Source organism: Bacillus cereus group sp. BfR-BA-01311, assembly GCF_022664295.1.
GTDB lineage: Bacteria > Bacillota > Bacilli > Bacillales > Bacillaceae_G > Bacillus_A > Bacillus_A cereus.
Genome location: NZ_JAKUHC010000001.1, coordinates 620,156 through 635,214 on the forward strand (window position 1 = coordinate 620,156; position 15,059 = coordinate 635,214).

The following is a 15,059-nucleotide window of genomic DNA, read 5'->3' on the forward strand; positions in this document are numbered from 1 at the left end:
AGGATCTCTCCTTTAAAAAACTTTATAGTTTGTAAGACGTGATAATATAAAATAAGTGACGATTCCAAATAAAAAGAATCCAACATAGTAACTAAATAATAAATCAAAACGTTTTAACATTTGCCCACCTATTAATGCAAAATAAAAGGTAGTACACCACATCCAGAGTGAGTTGTATTTTGGAAAAAGGAAAATTTTCTTATTATGTTCATTAGGTGACCTTGCATAGAGAAACATCCCAATAAGCAAACTGAAAATTGTATAGAAGATAGGAACAAGTATTATTTTTGCAGAGTAATAACTATGAAAAGTAGGTCCCCTTTGTATTACTTTTCCATGATCTTCATCTGATTGGGCAGTAGGGTGGTAATTATAACTAATTGAAAAGTCTAATATAGCGCTTGAAATGTTGGTTTTTTTATTGAATTTATAAACGTTTTCGAAACTTGTATAACTTTTATTTTCGTGTATTGCTTCAGCGTGAGCTGTAAAGAAAAGGAGTAAGAGTGAAAAGATTCCCATTCCCATTATGCAAAAAGTAATGCTGAAGATGCTTTGTGAAATAATACTGCCAGTAAATGTACCTATACATAAAGAGACAGTATAGATAGCGATATATGTGAAAATTGCATACAAGAAATATCGATGAAACGGTTCGAAAGATTGATATTCAAAGTGAATCGTAGATTTATAAATAAAATACATAAGACCCCAATTGATTAGAAATGATAGTACAATGAAAAATCCACCGAAAACCCACTTCGATAAGAACATATCACGTCTTTTAAATGGAAATGTCATAAGTGAATCTCCATTTTGATTACTTCGCTCCCAGCCAATTAATATACAGGATAGGATAATTGTAATAATACTTAACCAAAAGCTATTAGAAGAATAAAAAGAATAATGATAGTAGAACTTTTCTTCACCTATTTTTTCTGGATGGAGAAAGAGAGACTGTTGAGTTTCTGCTGCTTGATAGTATTCGAAAGATAAAAAATAAAGTGAACTGAAGAGAAAAAGTAACGCAGCATATTTCCCGCGCTTCCAATTCCACATCCACAACGCTTTATGAAACATATCCATCCTCCTCCAGTGTCGTAACGAAGACATCTTCAAGTGACATTGTTAATTCTTCAATGAGCAGTGGTTGTTCTTTATAAAACTTCTCGAGTGTTGTAGCCACATTTCCTTCAATTAAGATTGTATATACTTTTCCTGTTTGATTTAATATTTTAATATTGCTTAAGTTTTCTAGTTTTTGAGGTAATGAACGCTCGTAAGCTACTTGTATTTTTGCAAATTGTGATTTTGCATCGTCTAGTGACGTAATGGATGCTACAGTATGTCCTTTTAACATAATGATCGTATCTGCAATTTGTTCCACTTCATCTAAATGATGGGTAGAGATGAAAATGGTAATTTCTTTTTCTGCAACTTCTCCAACGAGAAACTGTAAAATCTGTCTTTTAACGATAGGATCAAGTCCGTTTGTTGGTTCATCTAAAATAATATATTCTGCCTGTGCAGCAACAGCTAAAATGATAGCAAGCAGTGCCTTCATTCCTTTTGAATAACTACGAATTCGTTTGTTTGGTAAGTTGAAACGTTCTAGTAGTTCGTAGAAATATGGTTCATCAAATGCGGTATAAACTGCTTTATAAAACTTCACGATTTCTTTTACTGTATAACCGTTCAGTATGTTAGTAGAATCCGGAACATATACGATTTTTTGTTTCGTTTCAGGATTTTTATGGATGTCGATATCCTTATATGTAACAGTTCCCTCGTCTGGGTCTAAAATCCCGACTATCGTTCGTAATAAAGTTGTTTTTCCCGCGCCGTTTCTTCCAAGTAATCCGACGATACTACCTTTTTGTAATGTGAAAGAAACATCGTCTAAAATTGTTTGATTATCAATTGTTTTCTTCAAGCTTGTCACTTTCAACATCCGTATTCCCTCCAATCTCTTTATAGTATGAATCTATCCAATCATGAATTTTATCTTTCGTAATACCAAGATAAGAGGCTTCTAATAGTAATTGATGAAATTGCTTTTCAACCATAGCGATTTTCCTTTCGTCTAATGTTGGGGTAATCGATTGGGATACAAATGTTCCTTTTCCTCGTAACGTTTCAATAATTCCTTGTCTCTCTAACTCTTGATACGCTTTACTCACTGTATTTGGATTTATAACGAGTAAAGAAGCGAGTTCGCGTACAGAAGGAAGTTTATCACTTGGAGCCAACATGTTTTTCAATACGAGTTCTTTTATATTTTGAACAATTTGTTCCCATATCGGAGTGTTGCTTCTTGGATCAAGTTGAATATGCAAGAGCAATGTCTCCTTCCTCATATGTATTAAGTGTACTACTATGTGTAATACACTTAATACAATATAGGGGACGAATGTATTTGTCAACTGAAAATAATAGAAAAAATTGGTATTAAAAAAAGGAGAATTGGAAAAAATAGGTCTGATATAGAATGGAGGGTTAGTCATGAAGCGAGTTTTTGGAATACTTGTTTGTTTCATGTTATTGCTTTCTGGAACTTCAGTGAGTTTTGCGCAATCTGAAAAAACGAAGCAGGAGAAAACAGAAGAAACAACGCCGAAGTTAGCGGAACAAGCGTCGTCAGCAATCGTAATTGAGCAAGATACAGGTAAAGTTTTATTTGATAAAAACCCAAATGAAAAATTACCACCTGCTAGTATGACAAAGATTATGACAATGCTTTTAATTATGGAACAAGTTGAAAAAGGAAAACTAAAACTGACCGATAAAGTTAGAGCGAGTGAACATGCAGCTTCAATGGGTGGATCGCAAATCTTTTTAGAACCTGGGGAAGAGATGACTGTAAATGAGATGTTAAAGGGTATTGCAATTGCATCTGGAAATGACGCATCTGTTGCAGTAGCCGAGCACATCGCAGGTTCAGAAGAAGGATTTGTAAATATGATGAACAAAAAGGCGAAAGATTTAGGGCTGAAAAATACACATTTTCAAAATCCAACAGGTCTTCCGGCCAAAGACCATTATTCGACAGCAAATGATATGGCTATAATGGCGAGAGAATTGATGAAGTATCCACTTATTCGTAAATACACAGGTAAGTACGAAGATTATTTACGTGAAGATACGGATAAAAAGTTTTGGCTCGTTAATACGAATAAACTAGTACGTTTTTATCCTGGCGTAGATGGAGTAAAAACAGGTTTTACGACAGAAGCGAAATATTGTTTAACAGCATCGGCTGAAAAAAATGGTATGCGTGTCATTTCAGTTGTCATGGGAGCACCAACATCAAAAGAACGGAACAACCAAGTGACAAAGCTTCTTGACTATGCATTTGGACAATATATGACAAAGAAATTGTATACGCGCGGCGAAAAAATTAAGACAGTTCAAGTAGGAAAAGGGAAAAAAGAAAAAGTAGATTTAGTTGCGTCAGATAATGTTTCTCTTCTTATGAAGAAGGGCGAGAATATGGACAAGGTAAAACAAGAAGTAATTGCTGAAAAGAAAGTAAAAGCACCGATTAAAAAAGGTGACGCGCTTGGCACCCTTGTTATTAAAAAAGATAAAGATGTTTTATTAAAACAAACAATTGTAGCAAAAGAAGATGTTGCTGCAGCGAGCTGGTGGGAGTTATTTAAAAGAAGTTTTGGGATGTTTTCAACATCAAAATAGCGGCAAATATTTTGCCGCTTTTCTATTCGTATGTAAGTGAATAATGCTGAAAGGTTTCACTTTATGACGAAATAGTTCTTCTTTTGTCAGCAGGAAGGATTCTTATTTTGTATCACGAAAATCTTTATGTATGTGAATAAGTAAAGTTTGAGCATAAGGAGGAAATCGTGTGAGTCTTTCCATGCAATTAGAAGTAAAACGTGACGTCCTATGTGTGAGACTAGAGGGTGAATTAGATCATCATACGGCTGAAGAGTTGCGAACGAAAGTAACAGATATGATTGAGACACATGGTGTTCATCATATTGTTTTGAGCCTAGAGAACTTATCGTTTATGGATAGTTCTGGTCTAGGTGTTATATTAGGCCGATATAAACACGTAAAGGGATTAGGTGGAGAAATGGTTGTTTGTGCAATTTCACCGCCTGTTAAGCGTTTATTTGAAATGTCGGGCTTATTCAAAATCGTTCGCTTAGAAGAAAGTGAAGCGCACGCGCTCGCGACGTTGGGGGTGGCATAGATGAGAAATGAAATGAACCTTCAATTTTCAGCATTAAGTCAAAATGAATCATTCGCTCGCGTTACAGTGGCGGCTTTCATTGCACAACTAGATCCAACGATGGAAGAATTAACGGAGATTAAAACAGTTGTGTCAGAAGCAGTTACAAATGCAATTATTCATGGATACGAAGGAAATGCAGAAGGTATTGTTTATATTTCTGTAATTTTGGAAGAAGCAATGGTGAAACTCACGATTCGAGATGAAGGGATTGGAATCTTTAACTTAGATGAAGCGAGACAACCCCTTTTTACAACTAAACCTGAATTAGAGCGTTCCGGAATGGGATTTACTATCATGGAAAATTTTATGGATGAAGTAGAAGTTATTTCAAACGAATCTTTCGGGACAACAATCCATTTGACAAAATACTTATCAAATAGTAACGCTCTATGCAATTAAGGAGAATAGCCTATGGACATAGAGGTCAAAAATGAAAAGAAGAAACCTCAGTTAAAGGACCACGAGCTAAAAGCGTTAATTCAAAAAAGTCAAGATGGAGATCAACAAGCGAGAGATACAATCGTTCAAAGTAATATGCGCCTCGTTTGGTCGGTTGTACAGCGGTTTCTTAATCGAGGATACGAACCAGACGACCTATTTCAAATTGGATGTATTGGGCTCTTGAAATCGGTAGATAAATTTGATTTATCTTTCGACGTGAAATTTTCAACATATGCAGTTCCAATGATTATTGGTGAAATACAACGTTTCTTACGCGATGATGGATCAGTAAAAGTTAGTAGGTCTTTAAAAGAAACAGGAAACAAAATTCGAAAGATGAGAGATGAGCTTTCGAAAGAATTCGGAAGGGCTCCAACGATTAATGAAGTGGCAGAGGCACTAGAACTAACGCCAGAGGAAGTTGTTCTAGCACAAGAAGCGAGCCGGGCCCCTTCATCTATACATGAAACTGTATATGAAAACGATGGAGATCCAATCACTATTTTAGATCAAATTGCAGATCAATCTGAAACGAAATGGTTCGATAAAATTGCTTTAAAAGAAGCGATTAGAGAACTAGATGAACGAGAGCGCTTAATTGTATACTTGCGTTACTATAAAGATCAAACACAGTCAGAAGTAGCCGAGCGCATAGGCATTTCGCAAGTACAAGTTTCAAGACTTGAAAAGAAAATATTAAAACAGATGAAAGATCGAATAGACGAATAATCGTCTATTCGATTTTTTTATGCCGTTAATAGGAGAGAGATGTTAATTTTCGCAAAAATTAACAGAATTTATTGATAATTTAGTTAATTTAAAATATAATCCAAGTATGAACTTGTCATAAAGGGGGAAGGAAATATGGAAACGAGGCAACAATGGGGAACGAGAGCTGGATTTATTTTCGCAGCGGTCGGATCTGCCGTTGGATTAGGAAACATATGGCGTTTTCCTTATACAGCGTATGAAAATGGAGGAGGAGCATTCTTTTTACCGTATTTATTTGCATTATTAACGACTGGTATTTCATTGTTAGCGTTTGAGTTTGCCCTTGGTCATCGTCATCGTGGCTCAGCACCACTTACATTTTTCCGTATTAGCCCGCGTGCAGAATTTATTGGATGGTGGCAAATGTGCGTAACATTTATTGTTTCAACATATTATGCAGTGATTATTGCTTGGTCTATATCGTATACATACTTTGCAATTACTGGAGCATGGGGAAAAGACACGCAATCATTTTTATTTAAAGAGTACTTACATGTTGCAGATAAGCCAGGACAATTTGGAGGACTTGTACCAGAAGTATTAATTCCGTTAGCTCTCGTTTGGATTATTGTGCTTGGCGTTGCATTTAAAGGAGTTAAAAAAGGAATCGAAGTTGTTAACCGTATATTTATTCCTTTATTAGTTGTTATGTTCCTTATTATCGTTGTTCGTGCAGTGACGATGGAAGGTGCTATGCAAGGACTAGATGCATTCTTTAAACCAGATTGGAGTCGTATTTTTGATGGGAAAGTATGGCTTGCTGCTTACGGTCAAATATTCTTTAGTTTATCTTTAGCATTTGGAATTATGATTACGTATTCTAGTTATTTACCGAAAAACTCGGATACAACAAATAATGCCTTTATTACTGGATTTGCAAACTCAGGATTTGAATTATTAGCAGGTATTGGGGTCTTTGCAGCTCTTGGATTTATGGCAAATAATATGGGAGTACCGGTTGATAAAGTAGCAAGTGCTGGCGTTGGGCTTGCGTTCGTAGTATTTCCCCAAATTATTAATGAATTGCCGATGTCACCGTTGTTTGGTGTTTTATTTTTCTTATCGTTAACGGTTGCTGGAATTACATCACTTATTTCACTCGCGGAAGTATGCTTTGCCGCTGTATCTGAAAAATTCAGTTTAAGTCGGGAAAAAACTATTGGAATTATGGGAACCCTTCTCGTGATAGTTTCTCTTGTTTTTGCAACACGTGGTGGACTTATGTTCTTAGATGTTGTCGACTATTTCGCTAATAATTTCGGATTAATTACAATTGCACTTGCGGAAGTAGTTACGATAGGGCTCATTTTACGCCGTTTACCAGTTTATCAAAATCATGCAAACTTTGTATCTGATATTAAATTAGGAACGTTTTGGAGAGTGAGTTTACTCGTTATTACTCCGCTTATGTTAGGGTATATGCTAATTGATGGTACAATCCAAAATATTAAAAAGAACTACGGAGATTATCCGACTGAGTTTGTTGTAACGTATGGTTGGTCGATAGCAGCAGCATTCCTCATAGTTGCAATAATCATTGGCCTGAAAAAATGGGATGCACAAATTCATTCGGATTCTGCCAAGCTTGAAAAAGAATGGAAAGATCGAGGTGTTTCATAATGAGTGGATCAGCGATTATGATGATGGTTATTGGAATAGTAGTCATTTGGGGAGGGCTTGCATTAAGTATTGTAAACTTATTTAAGAAAAAGGCATAAGTAAAAAACATCTGTACCGAAATGGTGCAGATGTTTTTTTATGAAAAAATTGTATTAGAAAAAAATTCAATAACCATACTACAACTACGAGGAAGAGTGAAGGGGTGAATGAAAGTTGGAACAAACGATTTATATTAAAATGCGCAATCGTTTAAAAGTTTCTCCTACTTATGAAGTAAAGCTGGGCGATGTTGCTCAACTTGCCGGAGATTCTTCCGTAGTTGAGTTGTTACAAAATGAGATAGTTTACAAAATAACAGCGCATGATAAGACGCATGTTGTAATTGATGTTATGAAAGTAATTGAGATTATTCAACAGAAAGCATCTCATGTACAAATTAATTTACTCGGTTCTGGACAAACTCTTGTTGAAATTATATACGAAAAAAAGAAGACACACCCAATTTTTTTCGGGCTTGTATGGCTGTTACTGTTCATTGGAGCGGCCCTTGCGATCATTTATTTCCATGAAGATGTAAGTATGCAACAAGTACATCAACGGTTATATTACATGATTACTGGAGAATTTAATGCGCAACCACTTTTATTTCAAATCCCTTATTCTTTAGGTCTTGGCTTAGGGATGGTTTTATTTTTTAATCATGTATTTCAAAAGCGAATTAATGAAGAGCCGAGTCCGTTAGAAGTTGAGATGTTTCAATACCAACAGTCACTTGATCAGTATGTAATCGTTAATGAAAACAAGGATAATATGAAACAACTTGCCGATGATTGAGTCTGGATTTGTTATTTTAATTGGTTTAGCTGGAGGGATTGCGGTAGGTAGCGGATATGTCGCATTTTTAGCTGTACTTGGTATAATCCCCCGTTTAGCCCAATTAACGAGAAGTGGAAAGCATATTCAATATTTTGAGTGGGCAGTCATTGCAGGTACTTTAACAGGGGCTTGGTGCAGTTTGAAAAACATTACATTCCAAACGTCGCAGTATTGGCTCGTTATATTAGGGATATTTTGTGGCACATTCATCGGAATGCTTGCTGCGGCATTAACAGAGGTGTTAAATGTTCTGCCTATTTTAGCGAAACGAGTAGGGGTAGAGGGGAAGATTATTGTTTTACTCGTTGCTCTTGTACTTGGAAAAGTAATAGGATCGTTGTTTCACTGGATTTATTTCGTAAAGTAGGAGGCAGTATATAAATGACAAGTCAGAAATTGAAGGATGATTACATAAATAAAGTGAAGGAGTATCATCCAAAGCCAAACTATTTACTAAATTGTATCAAAGCATTTCTTGTAGGTGGACTCATTTGCACAGTTGGAGAAGTATTGATGAAATTTTATATACATTATTTTCACTTCAGTGAACAAGAGGCAGGAAACCCAACTGTTGCAACCCTTGTTTTATTATCCGCGATTTTAACAGGGTGTGGTGTATATGATAAAATCGGTCAATTTGCTGGAGCAGGATCAGCGGTACCGGTAACAGGATTTGCAAATTCTATGGCGAGCGCTGCCTTAGAACATAAGAGCGAAGGGGTTGTTCTAGGGATTGCTACAAATATGTTTAAACTGGCAGGAAGTGTGATTGTATTTGGGGTTGTTGGTGCATATATCATTGGGTTAATAAGGTATACCTTTAAAATTTTTATGTCTTAAAGGAGGGCTAGTATGAGGTTGACCGGAAAACAAACGTGGGTATTTCAAAATGATATATATGTGAATGCAACGGGTACTGCTGTCGGTCCGAAAGAAGCTGAGGGCCCTCTCGGGAAAAAATTTGATATTTCATATGGTGACTTGCATTGTGGAGAAGAAAATTGGGAGCTTGCCGAACGAAGATTAATGTCAGACTCAATTCAACAAGCAGTGCAAAAAGGGAATATAAAAACATCGCAAATTGATTTCTTTTTAGCGGGAGATTTATTAAATCAAACAGTGACAGCAAATTATGTTGCGCGTAAGTGGGGCATTCCTTTTTTAGGAATGTTTAGCGCTTGTGCGACGTCTATGGAGACTTTAGCAGTTGGCTCAGCTTTTATAGACGGTGGATTTGCAAATCGTGTCTTAGCGACAGTAAGTAGTCATAATGCAACGGCTGAAAGACAATTTCGCTATCCAACAGAGTACGGTGGACAAAAGCCAGGGACAGCAAATTCAACTGTGACTGGTGCAGGATCTATATTAATTAGCAATGAAAAAAGTGCAATTAAAATTACGTCGGCTACAATTGGAAAAGTGCAAGATTTAGGAATTACAAATCCTTTGGATATGGGGGCAGCGATGGCTCCAGCAGCAGCTCATACAATTCAACAACATTTTGAAGATTTAAGAAGAAGTGCCGATGATTATGATTTGATTGTTACGGGTGATTTATCAGCTGTTGGGACGCCGATTGCGAAACAACTTTTACTTGAGGAAGGTTATGATCTTGGGCATATATACAATGATTGTGGATTGATGATTTATGAATCAAGTCAAGAAGAAGTGTTTGCAGGTGGTAGTGGTTGCGCTTGTTCAGCAGTTGTCACATATGGTCATTTATTACACGAGATGCAAAAAGGGAATTTACAACGAATTTTTGTCGTTGCGACTGGTGCATTATTAAGCCCGATGATGATGCAACAGAAGGAAACGATTCCAACAATTGCACATGGTGTCGTATTTGAGAGAGTTAAAGGAGAGTGAATTGTGGATTTTATATATGCATTTCTTGTAGGTGGAGTTATTTGTTTAATTGGGCAACTATTGTTAGATTTCGTAAAGTTAACACCAGCTCATTTAATGGCAACTTTTGTAGTCATCGGAGCAATTTTAGATGGATTTGGATTGTACGATAAACTAATAAAGTTTGCAGGTGCTGGAGCAACAGTCCCTATTACAAGTTTTGGACATTCACTATTGCACGGAGCAATGCATGCAGCAGAAAAACATGGATATTTAGGAATTGGTATTGGCATGTTTAGTTTAACGTCTGCGGGCATTTCCGCAGCGATATTGTTTTCGTTTTTTATAGCACTTATATGTAAACCGAAAGGATAAATCAAATGAGACGAAGGGTTGTTTTGGTCACAGATGGAGATGAATATGCAAAGCGGACAATTGAGCTTTTAACGAAGGAATTTGGGGGAAGGTGTATTTCAGCATCACAAAGTAATCCAACCAAATTGACAGGGAAAAAAGTTGTTGAGCTTATTATGCAAACGCCATATGACCCTGTATTTGTCATGTTTGATGACAGTGGATTTATTGGAGAAGGATCTGGTGAAAAGGCTTTAAAATATGTGGCTACCCATAAACAAATTGATGTGCTCGGTATTTTAGCGGTAGCGTCTAATACGCATCATTGGGAATGGGCACGTGTAGATGTAAGTGTAGATCGGAATGGGAATTTAACCGAATACGGTGTTGATAAATTTGGACTTCCAGATGGCGAAATTGGCAGAATTAGCGGAGATACAATTTATTGTTTAGATGACTTGAATGTTCCTGTCATCGTTGGAGTCGGTGACATTGGTAAGATGTGTGGAAATGATGAATGGGAGAGGGGATCACCTATTACGAAGAAAGCAATTCAATTAATTTTGGAAAGGAGTGGTTTTTATGACGAAGCCTAAAAAAGTGGATATCCCTATATCAACTTTCATAAGTGACAATGAAAATTATTTAAAGCAGACAGTTGGGCTAGGCGTTACATACGATGTTGGCATTCGTAAATTTCAAATTTTGAATAAAGAAATTGGTGTGTTATTTGTAAACGGACTTTGTGATACAAATTATATTATCCCTATTTTAGAAGAAGCGGTGGATACAAATGAGATAAGGGATGTAGAAGAAGATACAGTGAAGCTTTTAGAGAATCGCTTAATCCATCAACAAGTAAGTAAAGTGAAAACGATGGATGAGGTAATGCTCCAAGTATTATCAGGACTCATCGTGATATTTGTGGAAGGTGAAACGGAAGCGTTTGCAATCGATGTTCGTAGTTATCCAGGGCGAACGCCGACAGAACCAGATACCGAAAAGGTAGTACGCGGTGCAAGGGATGGATTTGTTGAAAATATCGTTGTAAATACAGCATTAATCCGTAGAAGAATTCGAGATCCACGTCTTCGAAATGAAATGGTTCGAGTAGGAGATAGATCACAAACGGATATTTGCATTACATACGTTCAAGATGTTGCAAATCCAGATTTAGTAAAGATTATAAAACAAGAATTAAATAACATCGATGTAGATGGAATTACGATGGCGGATAAAACAGTAGAAGAATTTGTTGTAAAGCAAAGCTATAACCCATTTCCACTTATTCGATATACAGAAAGGCCAGATGTAGCAGCAAATCATCTACTAGAAGGACATGTGTTAGTACTTGTTGACACATCGCCAAGTGCTATGATTACACCGACAACATATTTTCATCATTTACAGCACGCGGAAGAGTTTAGACAAAATCCAGCTGTCGGTACATTTTTACGCTGGGTGCGCTTTTTAGGTGTTATATTCTCGTTATTTTTATTACCATTTTGGTTAGTGTTTGTATTTGATCCAACTCTTTTGCCAGCAAATCTTGCTTTTATTGGACCGACTAAGATGACGCATTTACCAATTTTATTACAGGTGTTAATGGCAGAGGTCGGACTTGAGTTTTTAAGGATGGCAGCCATTCATACTCCAACGCCGTTATCGTCTGCAGCAGGGTTGATTTCCGCTATATTAATTGGTCAAATTGCAATTGATGTAGGTTTGTTTGTGCCAGAAGTAATTTTGTATGTAGCAGTTTCGATGATTGGTGCATATGCAACACCGAGTTATGAATTAGGGTTAGGGAATAAGGTTGGGAAATTGTTTGTTATTATTTTAACAGGCCTCTTCCATGAGATGGGATTTGTAATTGGTATGACGATATTAATTTTATTTTTAACGTCTATAAAAAGTTTACAAACACCTTATTTATGGCCGTTTTTACCATTTGATTGGGGCGCATTAACAAAAATTTTACTCCGTCCAACGATGTCTAGTTTAAAAGTACGACCAAGTATTGTAAGACCTCAAAATGTAAAAAGACAAAAATAAACGGGATTATACACCCGTTTATTTTTTTTAGCAAAAATTTATTATTTTTTAACAAAAATCAAACATTTTTTGTGTACACTTAGAGTAGATATTGTGTATGGAAGGGGAAGAGGACATGATTAAATTATTTGTAAGTGATTTAGATGACACGCTCGTTTACGATGTGAATCATATGCAAAAAGAAGATGAACGTGCGCTGTGTTGGTTAGCTGAGAAAGGGACAAATATTTGTTTTGCCTCTGGCCGCTTTACACACAGAATTGATGAAGTTGTAAAAAGGTTTTCATTCCCATATTATACAACTGGCTTAAATGGAGCGACAATGTTGCTTCCGGATGGAAATTTATTTCATGAATCGAGTTTTGAAAATGTGGTTGCCCAGGAAATATATCGATATATACATAAAAAAGGACTAGCGGATATTGTTTGTGCAAATGAGCAGCGATATACAAAAAGGAAGAATGAACATCACCATAATTTTGAAGCGTATATGGGCGTGCATATCGCTGAAATTGAAGCGTTAGAAGAAGAGTTTGGTAAGACTGTACACCCTGCAAAATTGTTTGTTTTTGGAGAAGAAGAGAAAATTGTGACGTTAGATCAAGAGCTACGAGATACGTTTCAAGGCGAAGCGGAAGTTTTTATATCAGGTAAACGCTATGTTGATATTATGCCAAGAGGCGTGAGTAAGGGGAGTGCTCTAAAGCGACTAATGGACCATTTGCAAATTGAAGCAAATGAAGTTGCTTGTATTGGAGATTCTTTCAATGATATTTCTATGTTTGAAGTAACCCCGCATTCATTTACTCTTCATCATGCCCATCCATATGTAAAGGAGAAAGCAAATCATATAGTGCGTTCGGTTGAAGAGGCTGTTATGAAATTACCATTACTTGTATAAAAAAGAAGCCCGTCACTGGCGGGCTTCTTTTTTACTTGAATAAAGATTTAACAAAATCAATGATACTTGAGAAGAAATCTTTCACTTTATCTAGAAAACTTTGTCCTTCTTCAGAACCTAAGAAGGCAGAAACGTGTTCTTTTGCTTTGTTTAATTGACTACCAACTTGATTCCAATCGATATTAAGATTTTTCATTTTATCAAATAACGATACTAAGTTATCTAACTGTTCATCTGTCAATGTAATGCCGAGTTGATCAGCAATTTTTTTAATTAATGAACGTAAATCTTCTGTTGTTTTTGGCTGTTCTTTTGCAATTTCTTCTTTAATTTTTGCAACAAGTTGAACTGCTTTTTCTTCACCAATTTTATCACCAAGCTGGGCTGTTTGTACCATTTCTTCATTCGCTACTTTTTTAACTTCTTCAGGAATTTGTTTATTGGACGCAGTTTCGTATGCTTTCATTAATCCAGTTAAAGCTGCAGTTCCTGAAACTTTAAAAGGTGCAGTAATTTGAATTTCTGCATCTTTTACACCTGCTGTAATCAAAGCGTTAGTGTACATTGCATCTGTTACCCAGTTAATGTTCTTTGATCGTACAATAAGACCAGATCCTGGTTTTGTGTATGTAATCATAGAAGAAGAAATTGCTCTCGTACCAATTTGTGCTTTTGGAACAATGCCTTCTAGAAATTTATGTTCTTCCGCATTAGATACAGTAATAATTGTAGCATCTTTCGGTGCTTTCATTTCTTTTAACAGATCTTGTTTTTGTTGTTCAGATAAGTTCTCTCCTAATGTAACAATTGATTCTCCCTCGATGATGTCTGCAAACGAAGCTGTTGGCATCATAAATACCGTTACAGCTAATAGCAGAGCTAATAATTTCGTTTTCACGAAAAATCGCTCCCTTTCTCTTTCTAAAATTTTCGGGCAACAAAGTTATTATAGTATATATTTCTTATTTGTCACCTAGCTTTTTCCACATTTCAAAAAAGAAGTATCTAGATTGTCGGATTCTTTTTGTTTCTAGTCATGAATGTGGTAATATAGTGCTGAGATAGTTGAAAGGAGACATATACGTATGAAAACTTTAGGATACATATTAATGGAAAACGGTGAAAAAATCGACTTGGAATTTTTCCCAGAAGAAGCACCGAAAACAGTAGAAAACTTTAAAAAATTAGCAGAGCAAGGATTTTATGACGGTGTTACATTCCACCGTGTTATTCCTGGCTTCGTAAGCCAAGGTGGAGACCCAACAGGTACAGGTGCAGGTGGCCCAGGTTACTCTATTCCATGTGAAACTGATGGAAACCCTCATAGACACCTTGTAGGATCACTTTCTATGGCTCACGCTGGCCGTAACACAGGCGGTAGCCAATTCTTTATCGTTCATGAGCCACAGCCGCATTTAGATGGTGTTCATACTGTATTCGGTAAAGCAACAAGCGGTATTGAAACAGTATTAAAAATGCGTCAAGGCGATGTAATGAAAGAAGTTAAAGTTTGGGAAGAATAAGGTAAGGAAAAAGAGAGCTTTTGCTCTCTTTTTTATTTTTAATGAGATTGAGTACTACTTCTACAGCTCATCATACAAGTAGTATTGTTGCTAAAATATATTGTTTGTGAGAACAAACCTTTAACCAATTACATAGAATACATTACATTATATGTTTCAATAAATATTTTTTGTTATATTAATTTTGCTAGAATTGTGCTGCTTTAGAGTAACTATAAATGAAGTGCTGTTGAATGATATGTTTCTTTCCATTCCATATAAAATTTTCTTTTTTTAACTCTATTTATTAAAGGAATAGTGCTGAAACATAGATTTGACTTTCTTCTTTTCGCTTTGTATGATTATCAAGTTGTTTTAGACTCTTCTCACTCTGTTGAAAATATTGTAAAATGAATGTGATATGAAAAGAGTGATT

General features: G+C 36.0%; 19 protein-coding genes. 15 read left to right on the forward strand and 4 right to left on the reverse strand.

Going from position 1 to position 15,059, the window contains the following annotated elements:
* Positions 1 to 12 precede the first annotated feature (12 nt).
* From MR136_RS03350 to MR136_RS03360, 3 genes are read right to left on the reverse strand one after another with little or no spacing between them, the layout of a single operon-like run.
* Positions 13 to 1,080 carry an ABC transporter permease gene (locus tag MR136_RS03350; RefSeq protein WP_224201564.1) on the reverse strand — a complete coding sequence of 356 codons (1,068 nt, stop codon included), beginning with the start codon at positions 1,078 to 1,080 and terminating at the stop codon, positions 13 to 15.
* On the reverse strand, positions 1,070 to 1,951 hold the full coding sequence (locus tag MR136_RS03355) for an ABC transporter ATP-binding protein (RefSeq protein WP_224201565.1): 882 nt from the start codon (positions 1,949 to 1,951) through the stop codon (positions 1,070 to 1,072). The genes MR136_RS03350 and MR136_RS03355 overlap by 11 nt, the downstream gene beginning before the upstream one ends.
* A complete protein-coding gene (locus MR136_RS03360; protein WP_000548027.1) occupies positions 1,917 to 2,336 on the reverse strand; it encodes a GntR family transcriptional regulator in 420 nt (139 codons plus the stop codon). Before MR136_RS03360 ends, MR136_RS03355 begins: the two co-directional genes overlap by 35 nt.
* A 166-nt stretch (positions 2,337 to 2,502) precedes the next feature.
* On the opposite strand from MR136_RS03360, the gene dacF reads away from it, so the two are divergent.
* From dacF to MR136_RS03430, 14 genes are all read left to right on the forward strand, one after another.
* Complete coding sequence (dacF, locus tag MR136_RS03365) at positions 2,503 to 3,693, forward strand: serine-type D-Ala-D-Ala carboxypeptidase DacF (RefSeq protein ID WP_000831998.1); 1,191 nt, start codon at positions 2,503 to 2,505, stop codon at positions 3,691 to 3,693.
* 169 nt (positions 3,694 to 3,862) lie between these two features.
* Entirely contained in the window at positions 3,863 to 4,213 is a 351-nt protein-coding gene (gene spoIIAA / locus MR136_RS03370) for an anti-sigma F factor antagonist (RefSeq protein WP_000059135.1), read from the forward strand.
* Entirely contained in the window at positions 4,214 to 4,654 is a 441-nt protein-coding gene (spoIIAB, locus tag MR136_RS03375) for an anti-sigma F factor (RefSeq protein ID WP_001243398.1), read from the forward strand.
* A gap of 12 nt (positions 4,655 to 4,666) precedes the next feature.
* Positions 4,667 to 5,425, forward strand: a complete 759-nt coding sequence (gene sigF, locus MR136_RS03380; protein ID WP_000350729.1) for an RNA polymerase sporulation sigma factor SigF — start codon at positions 4,667 to 4,669, stop codon at positions 5,423 to 5,425.
* Positions 5,426 to 5,560: 135 nt separating this feature from the next.
* Positions 5,561 to 7,087 (forward strand): sodium-dependent transporter, encoded by a 1,527-nt coding sequence (locus tag MR136_RS03385; RefSeq protein WP_000450084.1) that lies wholly within the window; start codon positions 5,561 to 5,563, stop codon positions 7,085 to 7,087.
* A complete protein-coding gene (locus MR136_RS03390) occupies positions 7,087 to 7,185 on the forward strand; it encodes a methionine/alanine import family NSS transporter small subunit (protein WP_000016828.1) in 99 nt (32 codons plus the stop codon). Before MR136_RS03385 ends, MR136_RS03390 begins: the two co-directional genes overlap by 1 nt.
* 115 nt (positions 7,186 to 7,300) lie before the next feature.
* Positions 7,301 to 7,921, forward strand: coding sequence for a stage V sporulation protein AA (locus MR136_RS03395; protein ID WP_000438369.1), 621 nt, complete (start codon positions 7,301 to 7,303; stop codon positions 7,919 to 7,921).
* Positions 7,914 to 8,330: a stage V sporulation protein SpoVAB gene (gene spoVAB / locus MR136_RS03400; protein ID WP_000572936.1), complete on the forward strand. Its 417-nt coding sequence runs from the start codon at positions 7,914 to 7,916 to the stop codon at positions 8,328 to 8,330. The genes MR136_RS03395 and spoVAB overlap by 8 nt, the downstream gene beginning before the upstream one ends.
* A gap of 14 nt (positions 8,331 to 8,344) precedes the next feature.
* Entirely contained in the window at positions 8,345 to 8,803 is a 459-nt protein-coding gene (gene spoVAC / locus MR136_RS03405) for a stage V sporulation protein AC (RefSeq protein WP_000203810.1), read from the forward strand.
* A gap of 12 nt (positions 8,804 to 8,815) precedes the next feature.
* On the forward strand, positions 8,816 to 9,832 hold the full coding sequence (gene spoVAD / locus MR136_RS03410) for a stage V sporulation protein AD (protein ID WP_001241166.1): 1,017 nt from the start codon (positions 8,816 to 8,818) through the stop codon (positions 9,830 to 9,832).
* 3 nt (positions 9,833 to 9,835) lie between these two features.
* Positions 9,836 to 10,186, forward strand: a complete 351-nt coding sequence (spoVAE, locus tag MR136_RS03415; RefSeq protein WP_000345916.1) for a stage V sporulation protein AE — start codon at positions 9,836 to 9,838, stop codon at positions 10,184 to 10,186.
* Between the two features lie 5 nt (positions 10,187 to 10,191).
* Positions 10,192 to 10,761 carry a stage V sporulation protein SpoVABEA gene (gene spoVAEA / locus MR136_RS03420; RefSeq protein ID WP_001254415.1) on the forward strand — a complete coding sequence of 190 codons (570 nt, stop codon included), beginning with the start codon at positions 10,192 to 10,194 and terminating at the stop codon, positions 10,759 to 10,761.
* The gene (gene spoVAF / locus MR136_RS03425) at positions 10,748 to 12,220 is read left to right on the forward strand and encodes a spore germination protein SpoVAF (RefSeq protein ID WP_000165595.1); all 1,473 of its coding nucleotides are present in this window, start codon (positions 10,748 to 10,750) and stop codon (positions 12,218 to 12,220) included. Before spoVAEA ends, spoVAF begins: the two co-directional genes overlap by 14 nt.
* Positions 12,221 to 12,317: 97 nt before the next feature.
* Positions 12,318 to 13,121 (forward strand): Cof-type HAD-IIB family hydrolase, encoded by an 804-nt coding sequence (locus MR136_RS03430; protein ID WP_002026273.1) that lies wholly within the window; start codon positions 12,318 to 12,320, stop codon positions 13,119 to 13,121.
* Between the two features lie 31 nt (positions 13,122 to 13,152).
* Here the strand turns inward: MR136_RS03430 and MR136_RS03435 are convergent, their stop codons facing one another.
* A complete protein-coding gene (locus tag MR136_RS03435; protein ID WP_000850515.1) occupies positions 13,153 to 14,019 on the reverse strand; it encodes a DUF1002 domain-containing protein in 867 nt (288 codons plus the stop codon).
* A gap of 187 nt (positions 14,020 to 14,206) precedes the next feature.
* Between MR136_RS03435 and MR136_RS03440 the strand changes: the two genes are divergently transcribed.
* Positions 14,207 to 14,644 (forward strand): peptidylprolyl isomerase, encoded by a 438-nt coding sequence (locus MR136_RS03440; protein ID WP_000853782.1) that lies wholly within the window; start codon positions 14,207 to 14,209, stop codon positions 14,642 to 14,644.
* The last annotated feature ends 415 nt before the right edge of the window (positions 14,645 to 15,059 follow it).